Annotated in this window: 20 protein-coding genes; 11 read left to right on the top strand and 9 right to left on the bottom strand. The window is 72.8% G+C overall.

Going from position 1 to position 20214, the window contains the following annotated elements; all coding sequences use genetic code 11:
- Window positions 1–153 precede the first annotated feature (153 nt).
- Together VKA29_RS11965 and VKA29_RS11970 are read right to left on the bottom strand one after the other, a co-directional pair.
- A complete protein-coding gene (locus VKA29_RS11965) occupies window positions 154–1779 on the bottom strand; it encodes a cation acetate symporter (protein ID WP_324785388.1) in 1626 nt (541 codons plus the stop codon).
- Window positions 1776–2132, bottom strand: a complete 357-nt coding sequence (locus VKA29_RS11970) for a DUF485 domain-containing protein (RefSeq protein WP_324785389.1) — start codon at window positions 2130–2132, stop codon at window positions 1776–1778. The genes VKA29_RS11965 and VKA29_RS11970 overlap by 4 nt, the downstream gene beginning before the upstream one ends.
- A 249-nt stretch (window positions 2133–2381) precedes the next feature.
- On the opposite strand from VKA29_RS11970, the gene VKA29_RS11975 reads away from it, so the two are divergent.
- The 3 genes from VKA29_RS11975 (at window position 2382) to VKA29_RS11985 (ending at window position 6664) form a co-directional block, all read left to right on the top strand.
- Window positions 2382–3908: a S8 family peptidase gene (locus tag VKA29_RS11975; protein WP_324785390.1), complete on the top strand. Its 1527-nt coding sequence runs from the start codon at window positions 2382–2384 to the stop codon at window positions 3906–3908.
- 237 nt (window positions 3909–4145) lie between these two features.
- A complete protein-coding gene (locus tag VKA29_RS11980; protein WP_324785391.1) occupies window positions 4146–5555 on the top strand; it encodes a CoA transferase in 1410 nt (469 codons plus the stop codon).
- 101 nt (window positions 5556–5656) lie between these two features.
- Complete coding sequence (locus VKA29_RS11985) at window positions 5657–6664, top strand: CopD family protein (protein ID WP_324785392.1); 1008 nt, start codon at window positions 5657–5659, stop codon at window positions 6662–6664.
- Between the two features lie 36 nt (window positions 6665–6700).
- On the opposite strand, the gene VKA29_RS11990 is transcribed toward VKA29_RS11985, so the two are convergent.
- The 3 genes from VKA29_RS11990 to VKA29_RS12000 form a co-directional block, all read right to left on the bottom strand.
- Window positions 6701–7384, bottom strand: coding sequence for a lysoplasmalogenase (locus VKA29_RS11990; protein WP_420718475.1), 684 nt, complete (start codon window positions 7382–7384; stop codon window positions 6701–6703).
- Window positions 7381–8274 carry a sterol desaturase family protein gene (locus VKA29_RS11995; RefSeq protein ID WP_324785393.1) on the bottom strand — a complete coding sequence of 298 codons (894 nt, stop codon included), beginning with the start codon at window positions 8272–8274 and terminating at the stop codon, window positions 7381–7383. The genes VKA29_RS11990 and VKA29_RS11995 overlap by 4 nt, the downstream gene beginning before the upstream one ends.
- 130 nt (window positions 8275–8404) lie before the next feature.
- Window positions 8405–9115: a VIT family protein gene (locus VKA29_RS12000; RefSeq protein WP_324785394.1), complete on the bottom strand. Its 711-nt coding sequence runs from the start codon at window positions 9113–9115 to the stop codon at window positions 8405–8407.
- 253 nt (window positions 9116–9368) lie between these two features.
- On the opposite strand from VKA29_RS12000, the gene VKA29_RS12005 reads away from it, so the two are divergent.
- From VKA29_RS12005 to VKA29_RS12015, 3 genes are all read left to right on the top strand, one after another.
- The gene (locus VKA29_RS12005) at window positions 9369–10376 is read left to right on the top strand and encodes a DEDDh family exonuclease (RefSeq protein ID WP_324785395.1); all 1008 of its coding nucleotides are present in this window, start codon (window positions 9369–9371) and stop codon (window positions 10374–10376) included.
- An 80-nt stretch (window positions 10377–10456) separates the two neighbouring features.
- Window positions 10457–10690 (top strand): hypothetical protein, encoded by a 234-nt coding sequence (locus VKA29_RS12010; protein ID WP_324785397.1) that lies wholly within the window; start codon window positions 10457–10459, stop codon window positions 10688–10690.
- Window positions 10691–10738: 48 nt separating this feature from the next.
- Window positions 10739–11530: an SURF1 family protein gene (locus tag VKA29_RS12015; RefSeq protein ID WP_324785399.1), complete on the top strand. Its 792-nt coding sequence runs from the start codon at window positions 10739–10741 to the stop codon at window positions 11528–11530.
- Between the two features lie 238 nt (window positions 11531–11768).
- Here the strand turns inward: VKA29_RS12015 and VKA29_RS12020 are convergent, their stop codons facing one another.
- The 3 genes from VKA29_RS12020 to VKA29_RS12030 form a co-directional block, all read right to left on the bottom strand.
- Entirely contained in the window at window positions 11769–11957 is a 189-nt protein-coding gene (locus VKA29_RS12020; protein WP_324785401.1) for a YbdD/YjiX family protein, read from the bottom strand.
- A complete protein-coding gene (locus VKA29_RS12025) occupies window positions 11954–14101 on the bottom strand; it encodes a carbon starvation CstA family protein (protein WP_324785403.1) in 2148 nt (715 codons plus the stop codon). The genes VKA29_RS12020 and VKA29_RS12025 overlap by 4 nt, the downstream gene beginning before the upstream one ends.
- Window positions 14102–14215: 114 nt before the next feature.
- On the bottom strand, window positions 14216–14431 hold the full coding sequence (locus VKA29_RS12030) for a DUF3311 domain-containing protein (protein ID WP_324785404.1): 216 nt from the start codon (window positions 14429–14431) through the stop codon (window positions 14216–14218).
- A 168-nt stretch (window positions 14432–14599) separates the two neighbouring features.
- Here VKA29_RS12030 and VKA29_RS12035 point away from each other — a divergent pair, with 168 nt between their 5' ends.
- The 5 genes from VKA29_RS12035 to VKA29_RS12055 are packed head-to-tail and all read left to right on the top strand — an operon-like array spanning window position 14600 to window position 19593.
- Complete coding sequence (locus VKA29_RS12035) at window positions 14600–16141, top strand: sodium:solute symporter (RefSeq protein ID WP_324785405.1); 1542 nt, start codon at window positions 14600–14602, stop codon at window positions 16139–16141.
- On the top strand, window positions 16138–16725 hold the full coding sequence (locus tag VKA29_RS12040; RefSeq protein ID WP_420718476.1) for an RNA polymerase sigma factor: 588 nt from the start codon (window positions 16138–16140) through the stop codon (window positions 16723–16725). The genes VKA29_RS12035 and VKA29_RS12040 overlap by 4 nt, the downstream gene beginning before the upstream one ends.
- Window positions 16722–17012, top strand: a complete 291-nt coding sequence (locus VKA29_RS12045; protein WP_324785406.1) for a hypothetical protein — start codon at window positions 16722–16724, stop codon at window positions 17010–17012. The genes VKA29_RS12040 and VKA29_RS12045 overlap by 4 nt, the downstream gene beginning before the upstream one ends.
- A gap of 33 nt (window positions 17013–17045) precedes the next feature.
- On the top strand, window positions 17046–18833 hold the full coding sequence (locus VKA29_RS12050) for a glycoside hydrolase family 15 protein (protein ID WP_324785407.1): 1788 nt from the start codon (window positions 17046–17048) through the stop codon (window positions 18831–18833).
- A gap of 4 nt (window positions 18834–18837) precedes the next feature.
- Window positions 18838–19593 (top strand): SDR family oxidoreductase, encoded by a 756-nt coding sequence (locus VKA29_RS12055; RefSeq protein ID WP_324785408.1) that lies wholly within the window; start codon window positions 18838–18840, stop codon window positions 19591–19593.
- A 42-nt stretch (window positions 19594–19635) separates the two neighbouring features.
- On the opposite strand, the gene amaP is transcribed toward VKA29_RS12055, so the two are convergent.
- Window positions 19636–20214, bottom strand: coding sequence for an alkaline shock response membrane anchor protein AmaP (gene amaP, locus VKA29_RS12060; protein ID WP_324785409.1), 579 nt, complete (start codon window positions 20212–20214; stop codon window positions 19636–19638).

Consider the following 20214-nt stretch of genomic DNA (forward strand, 5'->3'; position numbering starts at 1 on the left):
CGGTCGTTCTGCTCCAGCTGCGAGCGTACGCGACGGCACCGACATCGACGGTGCACTCTCCCCGGGGACAGGGTGCCCCGTCTCCCGGGCGGCACACGGCCGCGCCGCAGGGATCCTGCGACGCGGCCGCTCAGGGGGTTGCCGGCGGGCGGGTCAGTGGGCGCCGGTGCCGGTGAGGGACCGCACCTCGAGTTCGGCGTACTTGCCCGCGTCCGGCTCCTCCTTGGACAGGTAGGTGCCGATGACGCCGAGCAGGAAGCCGACCGGGATGGAGACCAGGCCGGGGTTCTCCAGCGGGAACCAGTGGAAGTCGACGTCCGGGAACATCGACGTCGCCTTGCCGGAGACGACCGGCGAGAACAGCACCAGGCCGACCGCGGTGACCAGACCGCCGTAGATCGACCACAGGGCTCCCTGGGTGGTGAAGCGCTTCCAGAAGAGGCTGTAGAGGATGGTCGGCAGGTTGGCGGAGGCGGCGACCGCGAACGCCAGGGCCACCAGGCCGGCCACGTTCAGGTCGCGGGCCAGGGCGCCCAGGAAGATCGAGACGGCGCCGATGGCGACCGTCGCCCAGCGGGCCGCGGTGACCTCCTGCTTCTCGCTGGCCTGGCCCTTCTTGATGACGTTGGCGTAGATGTCGTGGGCGAACGACGAGGAGGAGGCCAGGGTCAGGCCCGCGACGACCGCGAGGATGGTGGCGAAGGCGACCGCCGAGATGGAGGCGAGCAGGACGGCGCCCCAGTTGGAGTCGATGCCGCCCAGGTGCAGGGCGAGGAGCGGTGCCGCGGTGTTGCCGGCCTTGTTGGAGGCGATGATCTCGTCCGGCTTGATCAGCGCGGCGGCGCCGAAGCCGAGCGCGAGGGTCATCAGGTAGAAGGCGCCGATGAGGCCGATCGCCCAGTTCACGGACTTCCGGGCGGCCTTGGCGGTGGGCACCGTGTAGAAGCGGATCAGGATGTGCGGCAGGCCCGCGGTGCCCAGGACCAGGGCGATGCCGAGCGAGATGAAGTCCAGCTTGGAGATCGAGGTCGCACCGTACTTCAGGCCGGGCTCGAGGAAGGCGGAGCCCTTGCCGCTGTTCTCGGCGGCCCTGCCGAGCAGGTCGGAGATGTTGAAGTTGAACTTGAGCATCACCAGGAAGGTCAGCAGCAGCGCGCCGAGGATCAGCAGCACGGCCTTGACCATCTGGACCCAGGTGGTGCCCTTCATGCCGCCGATGGTGACGTAGACGATCATCAGGACGCCGACCAGGGCGACGATGGCGATCTTCCCGCCGTCGCTGGTGATGCCGAGCAGCAGCGAGACCAGCACGCCGGCGCCCGCCATCTGGGCCAGCAGGTAGAAGATCGACACGACGATCGTGGAGGTGCCGGCCGCGGTGCGGACCGGGCGCTGGCGCATGCGGTAGGCGAGGACGTCGCCCATCGTGTACCGGCCGGAGTTGCGCAGCGGTTCGGCGACCAGGAGGAGGGCGACCAGCCAGGCGACCAGGAAGCCGATGGAGTACAGGAAGCCGTCGTAGCCGAACAGCGCGATGGCGCCGGCGATGCCGAGGAAGGAGGCCGCGGACATGTAGTCGCCGGAGACGGCGAGGCCGTTCTGGAAGGCGGTGAACTGCCGTCCGCCGGCGTAGAAGTCGGCGGCGTCCTTGGTCTGGCGGCCGGCCCAGACGGTGATGACGAGGGTCGCGAGGACGAACACCGAGAACAGGCTGATGATCAGGGTCCGGTGCTCGCTGGCCGCTCCGGCCGCCAGCAGGGTGGTCTGCGCGTGGTTCATTCGCCGTTCTCCATCCGGGACTTGATCGCCTGCGCCTTGGGGTCGAGCTTCGCGGCGGCGTGCCGCGAGTACCACCAGGCGATGAGGAACGTGGTCAGGAACTGCGCCAGCCCCAGGACGAGGGCGACGTTGACGTTGCCGGCCACCTTGGTGCCCATGAAGCCGCCCGCGTAGTTGGACAGCAGGACGTACAGCAGGTACCAGGCGATGAAGGCGATCGTCAGCGGGAAGGCGAACGAGCGGTGGGAGCGGCGAAGCTCGCCGAACTCCGCGCTGTTCTGCACCTCCTCGAACTCCTCGGTGGACGGGAGCCGGTCTTCGGTTTTCGAGGGCGGCGGTGCGTCGGTGGCCACGAAGTCTCCTCGCGTTTGCGGGTGGTGAAGGGGACCGGGCGCGAGTGTCCTCGCGTTCCCTGACCAAGGGCACGGCGCGACACGAGGACGGGTTCAAACACCTTCCGTTCTTTCCGAAGTCACCTGGGGTAAGTCATTGCTGGCCAACGACTGCGGAAGATAGTTTCGGGTCTGCACCACCCGTCATGTACCTGCCCGAGCAGCACCTGTGTCTCGGGCGGTTCTGTTTCAGGATGATGTGGAGACCCCATGGCTCATCTGCGTTCAAGACGCCGGCTCGCTCTCGCGGTGCCGGTCGTGCTGTCCCTGACCGCCTCGCTCGGCTTCCTGCCGGTCGCGGCCCAGGCCGCCCCGCGGGCGGAGTCGACGGCTCAGGCAGCAGACGCGGAGACCTACGCGTACCTCGTTAACACGAAGACCGACCATCACACGATCGAGTCGGTCAAGAACGCGATCACCGCGGCCGGCGGCACCGTGGTCGTGGCCTACGACAAGATAGGCGTGATCGTCGCCCACTCCGCCAACCCCGACTTCGCGCGGCAGATACGCAAGGTCCGCGGCGTGCAGTCGGCCGGCGCCTCGCGCACCTCGCCGGTCACCGCGGCGGGGACGACGGACGAGGGCGCCGTGCAGTACCTCTCCCAGGCGCAGGCCGCGAAGGTCGCGGACAGCGCTGCGGCCGGAGAGGAGCCCCTGGAGGCCGACCAGTGGGACCTGCGGGCGATCGGCGCCGACAAGGCCGCCGAGATCAACCCGGGCAGCAAGAAGGTGACCGTCGCGGTGATCGACACCGGCGTCGACGACACCCACCCCGACATCGCGCCGAACTTCTCCGCCGGGCAGTCCGCGAACTGCGTCAGCGGCAAGGCGGACACCACGTACGGCTCGTGGCGTCCGGTGGACGCCGACCACTACCACGGCACGCACGTGGCGGGTGAGATCGCCGCGGCCCGCAACGGCATCGGCGTCGCGGGCGTGGCGCCCGGCGTGAAGGTCGCGAGCATCACCGTGGCGCAGCCGGACGAGAACTCGCTGTTCTTCCCGGAGAGCGTCGTGTGCGCCTTCGTGTTCGCCGCCGACCACGGCGTCGAGGTCACGAACAACAGCTACTACGTCGACCCGTGGCTGTACAACTGCATGGACGACCCCGACCAGCGGGCCATCGTCGACGCGGTCAACAGGGCGCAGCTCTACGCGCGGAGCAAGGGCACGCTCAACGTGGCGTCCGCGGGCAACTCCAACGACGACCTGGACTCCGACGCCCTGGTCGACGACTCCAGCCCCGACGACTCGACCGCCGTGACCCGGACGGTCGACCCGCACGAGTGCTTCGACGTGCCGACCCAGCTCCCGGGCGTCGTCACGGTCAGCGCGACGGGCGTCAAGGGCACCAAGTCGTACTACTCCAGCTACGGTGACGGCGTCGTCGACGTCGCGGGTCCGGGCGGCGACAAGTACCAGATCCCGGACACGCCGTCGAAGAACGGCCGCATCCTCTCCACGATGCCGAACAACCAGTACGGCTTCCTGCAGGGCACCTCGATGGCCTCGCCGCACGTCGCGGCCGTCGCCGCGCTGCTGAAGTCGACGCACCCGTGGGCGACCCCGGCCCAGCTGCAGGCGCTGCTGAAGGCGCAGGCGGACAACCCGGGCTGCCCGACGGAGCCGTACGACGGCAACGGCGACGGCGTGGTCGACGCGACCTGCGTGGGCGGCAAGCGCGTCAACGGGTTCTTCGGCTTCGGTGTCGTCAACGCGCTGCGCGCGGTGAAGTAACCCGCTTCCCGGGGGGCTCCGGCCCCCCGGGCTCAGGGCCTGTCAGAGCCCGCACGGTCCGCTCGTACCGCGAACGTGCGCGAAAGGGGCCGGACGTTCCCGTCCGGCCCCTTTCGCGCGCTCCGGCACCGTTCGGGCACTTGGGCGCCGTTCCGGTGATCCGGCACCGTCCGGGCGATCCGGCACTTGACCCGGCGAGGCTATATATTGATTGAATCAATAATGCATAGTTGAGTCATGACTGACATCATGTTCGCCTGGAGCGCGCTGGGCGGCGACCCCGCCCTCCTCCCGCGTGTCTCGACCGTCGTGCGCCCCGGCCCGCTCGAAGCCCGCCTGCCGGTGCGGGAGCTGGCCCGGGCCTGCGTCGGGGCGTGCGCGCTGGCCGCCGCCGAGCTGGCGGCCCTGCGGGCCGGGCTCGACGAGGTGCCGGCGGTCCGGGTGGACGACGCGGCCGTCGCCGCGGCGTTCCACAGTGAGCGGCACCTGCTGATCGACGGCCGGGCCCCGGTCACCTTCGCCCCCTTGTCGCGGTTCTGGCGGACGGCGGACGGCTGGGTGCGCACGCACGCCAACTACCCGCACCACCGGGCCCGGCTGCTGGCGGCGCTGGGCGTACCCGAGGGCACCGAGCGGTCCGCGGACCCCGATGCCCCCGAGGACGTGGCCGCGGTCGCGGCGGCGCTCGCGGAGCGGTCCTCGGCGGAGGCCGAGGAGACCGTGTGCGCGGCCGGCGGCCTCGCCGTGGCGCTGCGCACGCCGAAGGAGTGGGCCGCGCACGCGCAGGCGGTCGAGGTGGCCCGGCGGCCGCTGGTCGAGCGCGAGCGGCTCGGCGCGGGGCACGCGCGCGTGCTCCCCCCGACGGCCGGCTCTCCCCTGCTGCCCGCCGCCGGCCTGCGCGTCCTGGACCTCACCCGGGTCCTCGCCGGACCGGTCGCCACCCGCACCCTCGCCCTGCTCGGCGCGGACGTGCTGCGCCTGGACGCGCCGCGGCTGCCCGAACTGCCCGACCAGCACGCCGACACGGGCTTCGGCAAGCGCTCGGCGACGCTGGACCTGGCGACCGACCGGCGCACCTTCGAGGAACTGCTCGCGGCGGCGGACGTGGTCGTCACCGGCTACCGGCCCGGCGCCCTGGACCGGTTCGGCCTGTCGCCCGAGGCGCTGGCCGAGCGGCGCCCCGGCCTGGTCGTGGCGCAGCTGTCGGCGTGGGGCGCGTACGGGCCGTGGCGCGGACGGCGGGGTTTCGACAGCCTGGTGCAGGCGGCCTCCGGGATCGCCGTCCTGGAGGGATCGGCGGAGCGGCCCGGCGCGCTGCCGGCGCAGGCCCTCGACCACGGCACCGGGTACCTGCTGGCGGCGGCCGTGCTGCGGGCGCTGACCGAGCAGTCGCGGGAGGGCGGCGGCCGGCTCGTGCGGCTGGCACTGGCCCGGACGGCCCAATGGCTGACCGAGGAGATCGACCCGGGCGAGCCGGGCGAGCCGGTCCACGCGGCCTGCGACGAACCGGGTTCCCGTCTCTCCTTGACGGACAGCGCGATCGGGCGGCTGCGATACGCCCTGCCTCCGGTTTCCTTCGCCGGCGGGCCCGCCGACTGGGCGCGGCCGGCCACGCCCTGGGGGTCGGACGCGCCGCGCTGGGCCTGACTCCCGGACCGGGCCGGAAGCGTACCCGTGAGCGGAACACCGTACCGCCGGTCGTTTTCCTTGACTTGCCCGGTTCTGCGCCGTCTGGTGAAGATCCTGGGGTGACCTTGACGAGACCCACGCCGGAGGCCGCCGACGCGAGCGGGTCCATACGGCGGCCCGGCGTCGGCCGGGCCGCCGCCCTGCTCGCCCTCGCGGCGCTCGGCGCCCTGATCCCCCTGTTCGGCCCGTCCGCCGCGCTGCGCGGCACCGGAGAGGCCGCCGCGCCCGGCGACGGCGGCATCGCGTTGCTGCGCGCGGTGCTGTTCCTGGCGCTGTGCGTGCCGGCGGGCGAGTTCCTCGTCCGGGGGCTCGCCCGTTCCGTGCCCGGCGCCCCGGCCGTCGCACCCCGCAGCTGGGCGCCCTACGCGGCCGCCGCCGGTTTCGTGGCCGCCCTGGGGCTCGCCTCGGTGGTGGCGACGGGCAACCTGGTGCCGCACAGTCTCGCCCAGGTCGACGTCGGCGGCCTGTACGCCTCGCGCGACGGCAAGCTCGCGCTGGTGGAGGTGAACGCCTTCCTCGCGGCGGGCCTGTGCGCCGTCTCCCGCCGTCCGGCCGGCCAGTTGTGGCCGCTGGCCGCGGTGGTCGTCGCGGAGGCCCTGCGCGCGCACCCCCCGGTGGAGCACGCCCCGCTGCTCGGCTCCGGCCTGACGGTGGTGCACCTGACGTGCGCGGCGCTGTGGACGGGCGGCCTGCTGCACGCCCTGCGCACGCTGCGGCGGTGGGGCCCCGGCGAGACGGGGGCGGCCCTGTTCGGCCTGTACGCGCGCGTGGCGGCCGTCCTGCTCGCCGCCGTCACCGCGACCGGGGTGTGCAGTTCGCTGCGCCGGATGCCGCCGGAGACGATCCTCGACCAGCTGACCACGACCGCCTACGGACGCACGCTGCTCGCCAAGGTGATCCTGGTGGCCGCCGTCGCCGTGCTCGCGCTGTGGGCGCGGATCCGGCTGCGCCGGGCGGCCCGCCCGCTCACCGCCTGCGCCCCGGCACGGGCGGAGGTCGTCGTGCTGGCGGCGGTGGTCATGGTGTCGGGACTGCTGACGGCGCTGCCGCTGCCCATCAGATGGTGAGCCCCGGCCCGCGCCGCGACCGTTCGCACGGCCCGCTCACGGGGCGGCCGAGCGCACCGCCCGGCGCGGCTCCCGCGGTGCGGGGCGCTCGCCGAGGACGCCCCGGGCCAGGAGGAGCTGCGCGACCGTGTACGTCAGCATGATCCAGAAATCGGGGTGCGGCAGCTGGGGCCACTCGGCGATGCCGGTCGCGATGAGGGTGTCGGAGAGCATGAACAGCGCGCCGCCGATACCCGCCACGGCGCCGAAGCGGACGGCGGAGGCGCACGCCATGGCCGTGAGCAGGGTGCTGTAGCAGACCACGGGCACCCGCAGGCCCTCCGGGAGGTCCGGCCACAGCAGGACGACGGTCACGGCGAGGGCGACGGCGTAGCCGAGGGCGAGCGGACCGGTACGCGCGCGTGCGGTGCCGTGCGCGCGGAACAGGGCGAGGTAGCACACGTGCCCGGCCGCGAAGGACGCCATCCCGGCGAGGAAGGCCGCGTCGGCGCCGGACAGGAGCAGCACGTCGCCGCCCCAGCCAAGCAGGAGGGCGGCGATCAGCAGCCGGGGCGCTCCCCGCAACCCGGCCCAGGCGGCCAGCAGCGGCATCAGCAGCGGCTTGGCGACGGCGTGCCCGGGATGGAAGCCGATCGTGAGGCTGACCAGGTCGACGAGCGTGACCACGGTGAACGCGGTGAGGGCGGCCGACGCCGCTCGGGAGACGCGCGAGGGGTTCACGCGGCCGCCGTCTCCTCGACCGTTCCTTCGACCGTTCCCTCGGCGCGCACCGCGGCGGCGGGCGCCGGCTGCCAGCCCGGCCCGCGCAGGAGTCGTCCGGCCCGCTCGCGCCAGCCGGCCGCCGCCCTGAGGTCCCTGGCGATGGCGACGTACTCGTGGGTGGCCACCTTGACCGGGTTGTAGGTGTCGATGTTCTTGGTCAGCCCGTAGACGGGCCGGTCGGTCTCCGGCACCCAGGATCCGAACAGCCGGTCCCAGACGATGAGGATCCCGCCGAAGTTGCGGTCCAGGTAGCCGCCCTGGGAGGCGTGGTGGACGCGGTGGTGGGACGGCGTGTTGAGCACGAACTCGAACCAGCGCGGCATCCTGTCGATCCGCTCGGTGTGGATCCAGAACTGGTAGACGAGGCTCACCGAGGAACAGAAGGCGAGCGCGGCCGGGTGCACACCGGCGGCGACGAGGGGGAGGTAGAACGGCCAGGCCGTCAGGGAGGTCCAGGGCTGGCGCAGCGCGGTGGTGAGGTTGAACTTCCGGCTGGAGTGGTGGACGACGTGGCAGGCCCACAGGATGCGGACGACGTGGTGGCCGCGGTGGGACCAGTAGTAGAAGAAGTCCTGCCCGAGCAGCATCAGGGGGACGGTCCACCACAGGACCGGGACCCGCAGGGGCGTGAGTTCGTGGACCGCCGTGTAGATCGCGACGATCGGGATCTTCCAGAGGAAGTCGAAGAAGAGGCTGCCGAGGCCCATGCCGACGCTGGTCGCCGCGTCCTTCGCCGCGTACCCGGCGGCGTCCTCGTCGGGATGGATCCGCACGCTGACCATCTCGACGACGGTGAGGAGCACGAAGGCGGGTATCGACCACAGCACGACATCGGGCAGGTTCGGCATGATGGCACCGTAGAGGCGCCGGTGAGCCGCGGGCTAGAGGTTGTTACCGACAAGTATTACCAGGGGTACGCGCTTGCTTCTTGGCCGTCTCCGCCAATGGACGCCCCGCGGTCCGGCTGCTGCCGGGGTCTCACACCCCGACCGCCCCCAGCAGGCTCCCCGCCGCGTACGTGATGCCCATGGCCAACGCGCCCCCCATGACGTTGCGCAGCACCGCCCGGCCCGGGGCGGCGGCGCCCAGCCGGGCGCTGGACCAGCCGGTGAGGACGAGGGCGGCCAGCACCGAGACCACCGTGATCCACAGCCGCCAGTCCGCGGGCGGCAGCACGATCGCGAGCAGCGGCAGCAGCGCGCCCACGGTGAACGCCAGGAAGCTCGCCCATGCCGCGTGCCAGGGGTTCGTCAGCTCGTCGGGGTCGATGCCGAGTTCCACGCGCGCGTGCGCGCGCAGCGCGTCCCGGTGGGTCAGCTGCTCGGCCGCCTCCCGGGCGACCTCGCGCGACAGTCCGCGCGCCTCCAGCAGCCCGGTCAGCTCCTCCAGTTCGACCTCCGGCGACTCGCGCAACTCCCGCCGCTCCATGGCCAGAGCGGCCTTCTCCGAGTCCCGCTGGGTGGAGACGGACACGTACTCCCCGGCGGCCATCGACATCGACCCGGCCAGCAGTCCGGCCAGTCCGGCGGTGAGCAGGGCAGCCCGGTCGTCGGTCGCTCCGGCCACGCCGACGACCAGGCCGGCGGTGGAGACGATGCCGTCGTTGGCGCCGAGGACGGCGGCCCGCAGCCAGTTGAGCCGCTGGCCCATTCCACCCTCGTGGGCCTCGAGGTGCGTAGGTTCCATCACGCCGGAATCGTCTCATCTCCTCCGGTTCCCACCCGGCAGCGGGGGCCGCGGAACCGGCCGTCGGACGCGCGGGATTCCAACCGCCCGCGCGGCGGCGCCCGTTGATGCGGGACCGGCAGCGCGCGCGACCCTTCGGTGCGCCACATATGGTTACATCACCGACATCACAGACATCGCGGATGCTCGAACACGTCTGTGCGAGAAGGCACCTGACGGAGGGGACTGTCAGTCACGGCCCTTATCCTCAGGAACCATGCTCGAAGACCGCACGACGCCCGCGTCCTCCCCCACGACGTGGCCGGCCGCGTATCCCCAGGGATACGCGGTCGTTGACGTGGAGACCACCGGCCTGGCCCGGGACGACCGGATCATCTCCGCGGCCGTCTACCGGCTGGACGCGCGCGGCGAAGTCGAGGACCACTGGTACACACTCGTCAACCCGGAGCGCGACCCGGGCCCGGTGTGGATACACGGCCTGACGAGCGAGGTGCTCGAGGGGGCGCCGCTGTTCCGGGAGGTCGCCGAGGAGTTCGCGGCCCGGCTGCGGGGCCGGGTGCTCGTCGCGCACAACGCGGTCTTCGACTGGCAGATGATCGCCCGGGAGTACGCGCGCGCCGAGCGCGAGGCGCCGGTGCGGCAGCGGCTGTGCACCATCGCGCTGTCCAAGCAGCTGGACCTGCCGCTGCCCAACCACAAGCTCGAGTCGCTGGCCGCCCACTTCGGCGTCGTGCAGCAGCGGGCGCACCACGCGCTGGACGACGCGCGCGTACTGGCGGAGGCGTTCCGGCCGAGCCTGCGGGCGGCCGCGGCGGGCAGTGTGCGGCTGCCGCTGCAGGAGTGCCGGCCGCTGACGGAGTGGACGGACCGGCCCGCCCCGCGCATCGGCCGGCAGGCCGACGGCCACGGCGGTTACGGCGGTTACGGCGGCTCCCGCACCGGCGGCTGGCGCCCGTCCCGGAAGCGGCCGGCCTGCCCGTATCCCAACCCGGGGCGGTACCAGGAGGGAAGACCGCTCAAGCAGGGCATGCGGGTCGCCTTCTCCGGGGACACCTCGGTCGACCGCGAGCTGCTGGAGGACCGCGCGGTCGAGGCCGGACTGCACGTCGCGACCAGCCTGTCCCGGCTCACCAGCCTGCTCGTCACGAACGACCCGGAGGCCGGCACGTCCAAGGTGCTCAAGGCGCGGCAGTACGGGACGCCGGTCGTCGACGAGGCGGCGTTCGGGCAGCTGCTCGGCGACGTGGAACCGGCGGACGAGTGACCCGTACGGACGGGTGATTGCCGCGCGACTCGCCCACGGCCCGCTCGCCCGCAGGGCGGTGACGGCCCACTCTGTGGCGCATGGCGAGATGCGAAGTTTGCGGCAATGACTACGGAATGACCTTCGAGGTCCACGCGCAGGGCGCGGTGCACGTCTTCGACTGCTTCTCCTGCGCGATCCACCGCATGGCCCCGATCTGCGAGCACTGCCGGGTGCAGATCATCGGCCAGGGCGTCGAGGTCGAGGGCCACTGGTACTGCGGCGGCCACTGCGCCCGCGCGGAGGGGAGGACGGGGATCGTCGACCGGGTCTGAGCCCGACCCGCCCGCGGACACCCCTCGCCCGGGTTGTACGGTCGTGGGGTGTACCGCTTCCTGTTGTCCCGGCAGTGGGTGATCCTCACCCTGGTCGCCCTGCTCCTGATCCCGACCATGATCAGGCTGGGCTTCTGGCAGATGCACCGCTACGACCAGCGCACCGCACGCAACCAGCAGGTCTCCGAGGCGCTGCACGCCGATCCGGTACCCGTGGAGCGGCTGACCTCCCCCGGACACGCCGTGACCGGCGAGCAGAAGTACCGCACCGTCACCGCCCGGGGCAGCTACGACACCGCCCACGAGGTCGCCGTCCGGCGCCGCACCAACTCCGACGGCGAGGTCGGCTACCACGTCCTGACCCCGTTCACGCTGACCGACGGCAAGGTGCTGCTGGTCAACCGCGGCTGGGTCCCGGCGAACGACCGCAGCCAGAGCGCCTTCCCCGAGGTCCCCGCACCGCCGCGCGGGCAGGTCACCGTCACGGGGCGGCTGATGCCCGACGAGACGACCGCGGCGAGCGGCATCAAGGACCTCAAGGGCCTGCCGGACCGGCAGATCATGCTGATCGACAGCGAGGAGCAGGCGCGCCGGCTCGGCGCCCGGGTCCTCGGCGGCTACATCCAGCAGACGGCGCCCGAGCCGAAGGGCGGCACCCCGCAGCTGATCTCCGATCCGGGCAGCGAGGACGCGCCGCTGAACTACGCGTACATGATCCAGTGGTGGCTGTTCGCCGCGGCCGTCCCGGTGGGCTGGTGGGCCCTGGCGCGACGTGAGGCGCGCGACCGGGCCCAGGCGGCGGGGCAGAAGCCGGCCGACGCCGAACCGGCGGCGGTTTAGGCCCGCAGGCGTCAGCCGCGCCGGCGTCCCACCAGCCGGTCCCGCCAGTACAGGAACGTGCGCCGCGGATCGGGCAGCATGTTCCACGGGTGGGGCGTCATGTGCCGGCCGATGCGCTCGAAGACGGGCCCGGCGTCTTCCGGGCGGTGCGCATGTCGGTCCCCTCGGGTGAGCAACGGCGCGGGGCGGGCGGCGTGGGTCCGGAGCTCCGCCCGCCCCGCGGTTCGGGAGGCCCGCGTCAGCAGCAGCGGCCCTGCGGATGCGTCTCCCGGTGCAGGGAGCGCAGCACCTGGTACTCCCGCCGCGTCGGCACCGGGGCCTGCGGGTGGTGACGCCGGTGACGTGCGCAGTAGCGGTCGTACTCCGCTTCGCCCGTCAGCTCCCGCAGATACCACCGCACCGTCCGGGCCCAGTGGCGGACGCTCACGAGCTGGCTCCCGCCAGCGGCGCCTCTTCCCGTGCGGGCACCTCGATGCGGGACTCCACGTACGGCGCCTCGCTGGTCGGCAGTGCTCCCGGAGTCCGTACCGCCCGCACGCACACCACGGCGGCGTTGCCGATGACGACCGCGACCAGGAGCAGGAACAGCGCGATCAGCACGCCGTCGACGGTGGAGTTGGTGACGACGGTGTGCATGTCGTCGAGGCTCTTCGCGGGCGGCAGGACCTGGCCGGCGTCGAGGGCGTCGGAGTAGCGGGCGCGCTGGGCGAAGAAGCCGATCTTGGGATCGTCGGAGAAGATCTTCTGCCATCCGGCGGTGAAGGTGACCGCGACCACCCAGACCAGCGGGACGCCGGTGACCCAGGCCCAGCGCAGCCGACCGGACTTGACCAGGACCGTGGTGCAGACGGTCAGGGCGACCGCGGCGAGCAACTGGTTGGCGATGCCGAAGAGCGGGAAGAGCTGGTTGATCCCGCCGAGCGGGTCGGTGGCGCCGGTGTAGAGGAAGTAGCCCCACGCGGCGACCACCAGGCCGCTGCACAGCCAGATGCCCGGCTTCCAGTTGACCCGGCCGACCGGCTTCCACACGTTGCCGAGCATGTCCTGGAGCATGAAGCGGCCGACCCGGGTGCCCGCGTCGACGGTCGTCAGGATGAACAGCGCCTCGAACATGATCGCGAAGTGGTACCAGAAGGCCTTCATCGCGGTGCCGCCGAACAGCCCGGAGAAGATCTCCGACATGCCGACCGCGAGGGTGGGCGCCCCGCCGGACCGGGCGATGAGCGTCTGCTCCTCCACCGACTTCGCCGCCTGGGTGAGCTGGTCGGGTGTGATCGTGAAGCCGAGGCCGGCCACGGCGTGCGAGGCGGACTCGGCGGTCGCGCCGAGCAGTCCGGCCGGTGCGTTCATGGCGTAGTACAGGCCCGGTTCCAGCGCCGCCGCGGCGATCAGCGCCATGATCGCGACGAACGACTCCATCAGCATGGCGCCGTAGCCGATCATCCGGACCTGCGACTCCTTCTCGATCAGCTTCGGGGTGGTGCCCGAGGAGACCAGCGCGTGGAAGCCGGAGAGCGCGCCGCACGCGATGGTGATGAAGAGGAAGGGGAACAGCGCCCCCGCGAAGACGGGCCCGGCGCCCGAGGAGGCGAAGTCGCTCACCGCGTCCGCCCGCAGCACCGGCGCGGCCACGACCACGCCGACCGCGAGGAGCGCGATCGTGCCGATCTTCATGAAGGTGGAGAGGTAGTCGCGCGGGGCGAGCAGCATCCACACCGGCAGGACGGAGGCGACGAAGCCGTAGCCGATCAGACAGAAGACGAGCGTCGTCGGGCTCAGGGTGAACGCGGACGCCAGCGAGGAGTCCTGCACCCAACTGCCGCCGACGATGGCCAGGAGCAGCAGCGCCACGCCGATGAGGCTGGTCTCCACGACCCGGCCGGGCCGGATGCGGTGCAGCCAGAAGCCCATGAACAGGGCGATGGGGATGGTCATGGCGACCGAGAAGGTGCCCCACGGGGAATGGGCGAGCGCGTTGACGACGACCAGCGCCAGCACGCCCAGCAGGATGATCATGATGGCGAAGACCGCGACCAGGGCCGCGGCCCCGCCCGCCCGGCCGATCTCGTCGCGGGCCATCTGCCCGAGCGAGGTGCCGTCGCGGCGCATCGACAGGAACAGCACCACCATGTCCTGCACCGCTCCGGCGAAGATGACTCCGGCCACGATCCACAGGGTGCCGGGAAGGTAGCCCATCTGGGCCGCGAGCACCGGCCCGACCAGCGGTCCAGCGCCGGCGATCGCGGCGAAGTGGTGGCCCAGGAGGACCCTGCGGTCGGTGGGGTGGAAGTCGACGCCGTCCTCGAGGCGCTCGGCGGGGGTGGCCCGGCGGTCGTCGGGCTGCAGCACCCGGCGGGCGATGAAGCGGGAGTAGAAGCGGTAGGCGATGGCGTACGAGCCGAGCGCGGCCACCACCAGCCAGACGGCGGAGATCTCCTCACCGCGGGCCAGGGCGAGCACGCCCCAGGCGATCGCACCGGCCAGGGAGACGGCGCCCCACAGCAGTACGGACCGCGTGCGGGATCTCTGCGGCGCTGCGCGGCCGGATTCGGGCATGGCTGACGTAGGCATGACGGTTCCTCACCTGGACGGTGTGACGGGACGTGACGGGACGTGCGCGGTGGATCGGCGGCGGACCGGTGACGGGCCACCGCCGGACCGGCGGGGAAAAAGGAAGGGGGCGGCTCAGCGAGGGCGCTCACGGGTCAGCGCGTACGCGGCGAGCAGGCACAGGCCGGATCCCGGCACCCAGGCGAGCTGGTACCAGAAGAAGAACGGCGTCCCCGCGAGCCGCGGACCCGCACCCGCGTACAGCGGCACCCACAGCAGGCCCGCGGCGGGCGCGAGGAGCAGTACGGCGATCGCGACGCGCCGTAGCCGGTGCCGACCGGTCCGTGCCATGACCTGCGCTCCTCTCCCGTCCGCTGTGGGTCCGTGCAAGAGTTGCCCATCCGCCCGAACCGGTTGACAGCGAATGTCCGGAAGATTTCCCGCCGGTTTCCTGTCCTCCGGGCGGGCCCCTGGCGCAACTCACCCGAGAGGGCACAGGCACACCAAGGACGGTGACCCATGGCCGACAGCGCCATGACCGCGACGTTCCTCGCCGTGATCGGCGGGGCGTCGCTGCTGGCCGTCACCGCGCGGCGGCTGCACCCGAACGACCGGCTGCCCTCCCTGGAGGGCTGGGCGCTGGCCGACCGCAGCCTCGGCCCGGTGTGGACCTGGCTGCTGCTCGGCGGCACCGTCTACACCGCGTACACCTTCACCGCCGTGCCGGGCCTGGCGTACGGCAACGGCGCGCCCGCCTTCTTCGCCGTGCCGTACACGGTGATCGTCTGCCCGCTCGCCTTCGTGCTGCTGCCCCGCCTGTGGACCGTGGCCCGGCGGCACGGCTACGTGACCGCCGCCGACTTCGTGCGCGGACGCTACGGCTCACCGCCGCTGGCGCTGGTGGTCGCCCTGACCGGCATCCTGGCCACGATGCCGTACCTCGCGCTGCAACTGCTCGGGATACGCGCGGTGCTCACAGCCGGGGGCGTGTATCCGCGGGGCGCGGCCGGCGACCTGACGATGGTGGCGCTGTTCGCGGGGCTCGCGGTGGCGACGTACCGGCACGGGCTGCGCGCGCCCGCGGTCATCTCCGCGCTGAAGGCGGTGGCGGTGTTCGTCTCACTCACGGCCGTGACCTGGCTGGTGCTGGAGCGGTTGCACGGCCCCGGCGCGGTCTTCGACGGGGCGGCACGGCAGCTGGGCAGCCCGGCGCTGGTGCTGGCCCCCGAGCAGCAGCCCGCGTACGGCACCCTGGCCCTCGGCTCGGCCCTCGCCCTGCTGATGTACCCGCACGTGCTCACCGCCGGTTTCGCCGCCGACGGGCCACGCACCCTGCGCAAGGTGTCGGTGACCCTGCCCGCCTGGACGGGGCTGCTGGCGCTCTTCGGCTTCCTCGGTATCGCGGCCCTCGCGGCCGGGGTGCGCGCCCCGCGGGGCGCTGCCGAGTCCGCGGTCCCGATGCTGGTCGACCGGCTGATGCCGGGGCCGCTGGCCGGACTGGTGTTCGGCGCTCTCACCGTGGGGGCGCTGGTCCCGGCCGCCGTCATGTCGATCACCGCCGCCACCGGCTTCGTACGGAACGTCTACGTCGAGTACGTCCAGCCCACCGCCACGCCCAAGCGGCAGGTGCGCATCGCCAAGGCGGTGTCGCTCACCGCGAAGGTGGGCGCGATCGCGTTCGTGTTCGGTCTGCGCGACCAGGACGCCGTCAACCTGCAGCTCCTCGGCGGGGTGTGGATCCTGCAGATCTTCCCGGCGGTGACGGTCGGCCTGTTCACCGGACGGCTGCATCCGCGGGCGCTGCTCGCCGGGTGGGGCGTGGGCATGGCCGCCGGGACCGTCATGGTCGTACGGGACGGGTTCTCCTCCACGCTCGCACTGGGCTTCGGAGCGTTCGAGGTCTATGCCGGGCTGGCGGCCCTCGTGCTCAATCTGATCGTCGCGGTGGCCGGCACCGCGGCCCTGGAACGGCTCGGCGTCCCGCGCGGCGCCGATCTGACCGACCTGCCGTCCCGCCTGGCCGTCAGGCGGTGTCCCGAGACGGAAGCGAACGACCCGTGAGACGCAGACAGCCCGCTCCGCTGCAGGAGCCGTCCCCGCAACCGCTCGCCGAGGCCCTGGCACCAGCTTTGCAGGACCCCGCCGAGCTGGAGCGCGAGGCCGCGCTCGCCCGGCTCTTCGAGCTGCACTACTCCTCCATGCTCCGCCTGGCCGTCCTGCTCGGCGCCGACGATCCGGAGAACGTGGTGGCCGAGTCGTACTACCAGATCTACCGCAGGTGGCGGCGACTGCGGGACGTCGAGGCGGCCGAGGCGTACCTGCGGTCCACGGTGTGCAACCTGACCCGGATGCGCATACGTCACCTGCAGGTGGCCCGCAGGCACGTGGAGAATCCGCCGAGCCCTCTCGAGGAGGCCGTCGCCTCCGCCGAGAGCACCGCGCTGCTGCGGGACGACCAGCGGGTGCTGATCGACGCGCTGCAGCGGTTGCCGGCCCGTCAGCGGGAGGCCCTCGTGCTGCGGCACTGGCTCGGCCTGAAGGAGAGCGAGATAGCCGCCACGATGAGGATCTCCTGCGGCTCGGTGAAGACACACATGGCACGCGGCATCGCCGCGCTGAACAAGGCGATGGAGGCCCGGCGATGAAGGACACCGGTCCTGACCGCACCGAGCGGGGACTGCGCGAGGCGCTCGAGGCGCTGGCCGGCGAGGTGCGGCCCGCACCCGACGCCTATCGCACGGCACGCGGAGACTGGCTGCGCCGGGAGCGCCGGCGGCGGCTGGTCCTCATCGTGCTGATCACCGTCGTCTTCGCCCTGGCCACCCTGCTCGGCCTGTGGGTGCTCAACCAGACCCCCTCGCACCCCGGGGTGATCTTCTCGGGGGCGGACGGCGGGACCGCGCACGCATCGCTTCCCCGGTCACTCCCCTGATTGCCCCCTCGGTCCGCCGGGAATCCGGACTCCGTGCACCCGCGCATCGAGGACTACGCGATCGTCGGCGACGAACAGACCGCCGCCCTGATTGGCAGGGACGGTTCGGTCGACTGGCTGTGCCTGCCCCGGTTCGACTCCGGCGCCTGCTTCGCCCGCCTGCTCGGCGACGAGGACAACGGCCACTGGCGCATCGCCCCGGAAGGCGTCGACGGCCCCTGCGCCCGGCGCGCCTACCGCCCAGAGACCCTGGTGCTGGACACCGAGTGGGAGACCGCCGAGGGCGCGATCCGCGTCACCGACCTGATGCCGCAGCGCGACCGCGCTCCCGACCTCGTACGCATCGTCGAGGGCCTGCGCGGCGAGGTCACCGTCCGCAGCACGCTGCGGCTGCGCTTCGACTACGGCTCCATCGTGCCGTGGGTACGCCGGACCGACGGTCACCGGGTGGCCGTCGCCGGACCGGACTCGGTCTGGCTGCGCAGCGAGCCCGCCGTGCACACCTGGGGCGAAAACCTCAGCACCTGTGCGGAGTTCACGGTCTCCCGGGGCGAGAAGGTGGCGTTCGTCCTCACCTGGCACCCGTCCCACGAGCCCCGTCCCCGGCAGATCGACCCGCACCGGGCGCTGAAGGCGGCCGTCGCCGACTGGCGGGCGTGGGCCGCCCACTGCGGCTACCGGGGCCCGCACCGGGACGCGGTGCTGCGCTCCCTCATCACGCTGAAGGCCCTCACCTACGCGCCGACCGGCGGCATCGTCGCCGCCGCCACCACCTCCCTCCCGGAGGAGCCGGGCGGGGTGCGCAACTGGGACTACCGCTACTGCTGGCTGCGCGACTCCACCCTCACCCTCGGCGCCCTGCTGGCCTGCGGCTACCACGGGGAGGCGGCGGCCTGGCGGGACTGGCTGCTGCGCGCGGTCGCGGGCGACCCGGCCGACCTGCGGATCATGTACGGCCTGGCGGGCGAGCGGCGGCTGTCCGAGCTGGAGCTGCCGTGGCTGTCCGGCTTCGCCGGCTCCACCCCGGTACGGATCGGCAACGGGGCCGCCGACCAGCTCCAACTGGACGTGTACGGCGAGGTGATGGACTCCCTGGCGCTGGCACGCCGTTCCGGACTGGCCCCCAAGCCGGACATCTGGGCGCTCCAGCGAACCCTCGTCGACTGGCTGCGCGCGCACTGGCGGCAGCCGGACGAGGGGCTGTGGGAGGTGCGCGGCGGCCGGCGCCAGTTCGTCCACTCCAAGGTGATGGTGTGGGTGGCCGCCGACCGGGCCGTGCGGGCACTGGAGGAGAACCCGGAGCTGGACGGCGACCTCGACGGCTGGCGCGCGATGCGCGAGGAGGTGCACCGCGAGGTGTGCGAGAAGGGCTACGACGCCGAACGCGGCACCTTCACCCAGTACTACGGGTCCCGCGAGCTCGACGCCTCGCTGCTGCTCATCCCGCGCGTCGGCTTCCTGCCGCCCGACGACCCGCGCGTGACCGGCACGATCGACGCGGTCCGGGAGGAACTGGACCACCGGGGGCTGCTGCGCCGCTACGGCAATGACGACTCGACCGTCGACGGGCTGCCCGGCGGTGAGGGGGCCTTCCTGGTCTGCTCGTTCTGGCTCGCGGACGCGCTGCACGCGGCCGGCCGCACCGCTGAGGCGCGGGAGCTGTTCGAACGGCTGGTGGGCCTCGTCAACGACGTGGGGCTGCTGTCGGAGGAGTACGACCCCGTCACCGGACGCCACCTGGGCAATTTCCCGCAGGCGTTCAGCCACATCGGCCTGGTCAACACCGCTCTCGCCCTGTTCGGGGACGAGGAGGCAGGATAGGGGCATGGATCTTGGACTGAAGGACCGGGTGTACGTCGTCACCGGAGCCACGAACGGCCTCGGCCACGCCGCCGCGCGGGAACTCGTCGCCGACGGGGCGAAGGTGGTCGTCTCGGGGCGGGACGAGCAGCGGGTCGCCGACGCGGTGGCCGCGCTGGGGCCGAACGCCGCGGGGGTGGCCGTGGACAACGCGGACCCGGAGGCACCCGCGCGGCTGATCGCGGCGGCGCGTGAGCACTTCGGCGGCTTCCACGGCGTCCTGGTCAGCGTCGGCGGACCGCCGGCCGGGTTCGTCGCGGACAACACGGACGAGCAGTGGCGCGCGGCGTTCGAGTCGGTGTTCCTCGGCGCGGTCCGGCTGGCGCGGACGGCCGCGGCGGAGCTGGACGCGGGCGGCGTCATAGGCTTCGTGCTGTCCACGTCGGTGTACGAGCCGATCCCGGCGCTGACGATCTCCAACGGCCTGCGGCCCGGGCTCGCCGGGTTCGCCAAGTCCCTCTCGGACGAGCTGGGGCCGCGCGGCGTGCGGGTGCTGGGGCTGCTGCCGGCCCGCATCGACACCGACCGGGTGCGCGAACTGGACGCGCTGTCCGCCGACCCGGAGGCCACGCGGGCCGCCCAGGAGTCGCGGATCCCCCTGCGGCGGTACGGGACGCCGGAGGAGTTCGGCCGGGTGGCCGCGTTCCTGCTGTCGCCGGCCGCGTCCTATCTGACGGGGATCATGGTGCCGGTGGACGGGGGGATGCGGCACGGGTTCTGAGCCCGGCCCCGGTGCCCGGCGGCCCGCCCGTCCTCCGCTGCGTCAGCTCACCCTCTCGGCACGGTACTCGGCGCTCCTGATGCGGACCTCCGCGGGCAGCGCGGCGAGGCCCGCCGAGTCGCGGGCGTGCCGCAGGGCGCGCTCCGTGAGGTCGTGCAGGACCGTGCCGGGGTCCACGTGCGGCTCCAGGCGCAGGGCCACGCGGGCCTCGGGCGCGGTGCGCCGGCCGGTGAGCCGGACGTGGGCTGCCGCGACGCCGTCCGCTTCGCCCGCCTCGCGGGCCAGCACGCCCTCCAGCGCCTTCCCCCGCAGCAGGGCGCCCTCGCCGTCGCCGGTGTCGACCGGGACCTCGGCGAGGCGGTGCCGGCGCAGGACCGCGGTCAGCCACCACAGGGCCAGCAGGACCAGGACGGCGAGGACGGCCAGGACGGTGGGCCACCACCAGCCGGCGTCCCGCCAGCGGGTCCGTTCGGCGTGGCTGAGCAGCACGTCGTGCCGTCCGTGGTGGATCCACCAGGACGGCGGCCGCAGGCCCAGGCCGACGGCCAGCACGGAGCCGCCCAGCAGGAACAGCAGCAGGCCGACCGCCCCGATCAGCACCCGGTTGACGATCGTGAGCAC

The sequence above is a fragment of the Streptomyces sp. H51 genome, assembly GCF_035656535.1.
In the GTDB taxonomy this organism is placed as follows: domain Bacteria; phylum Actinomycetota; class Actinomycetes; order Streptomycetales; family Streptomycetaceae; genus Streptomyces.

Bases quoted from the DNA above. Each gene is read 5' to 3' on its own strand.
- VKA29_RS11965 (WP_324785388.1), bottom strand. From the start codon at position 1,779: ATGAACCACGCGCAGACCACCCTGCTGGCGGCCGGAGCGGCCAGCGAG.
- VKA29_RS12025 (WP_324785403.1), bottom strand. From the start codon at position 14,101: ATGCCTACGTCAGCCATGCCCGAATCCGGCCGCGCAGCGCCGCAGAGA.
- VKA29_RS12010 (WP_324785397.1), top strand. From the start codon at position 10,457: ATGGCGAGATGCGAAGTTTGCGGCAATGACTACGGAATGACCTTCGAG.
- VKA29_RS11980 (WP_324785391.1), top strand. From the start codon at position 4,146: ATGACTGACATCATGTTCGCCTGGAGCGCGCTGGGCGGCGACCCCGCC.
- VKA29_RS12055 (WP_324785408.1), top strand. From the start codon at position 18,838: ATGGATCTTGGACTGAAGGACCGGGTGTACGTCGTCACCGGAGCCACG.
- VKA29_RS12045 (WP_324785406.1), top strand. From the start codon at position 16,722: ATGAAGGACACCGGTCCTGACCGCACCGAGCGGGGACTGCGCGAGGCG.
- VKA29_RS11975 (WP_324785390.1), top strand. From the start codon at position 2,382: ATGGCTCATCTGCGTTCAAGACGCCGGCTCGCTCTCGCGGTGCCGGTC.
- VKA29_RS12030 (WP_324785404.1), bottom strand. From the start codon at position 14,431: ATGGCACGGACCGGTCGGCACCGGCTACGGCGCGTCGCGATCGCCGTA.
- VKA29_RS12005 (WP_324785395.1), top strand. From the start codon at position 9,369: ATGCTCGAAGACCGCACGACGCCCGCGTCCTCCCCCACGACGTGGCCG.
- VKA29_RS12035 (WP_324785405.1), top strand. From the start codon at position 14,600: ATGGCCGACAGCGCCATGACCGCGACGTTCCTCGCCGTGATCGGCGGG.
- VKA29_RS11995 (WP_324785393.1), bottom strand. From the start codon at position 8,274: ATGCCGAACCTGCCCGATGTCGTGCTGTGGTCGATACCCGCCTTCGTG.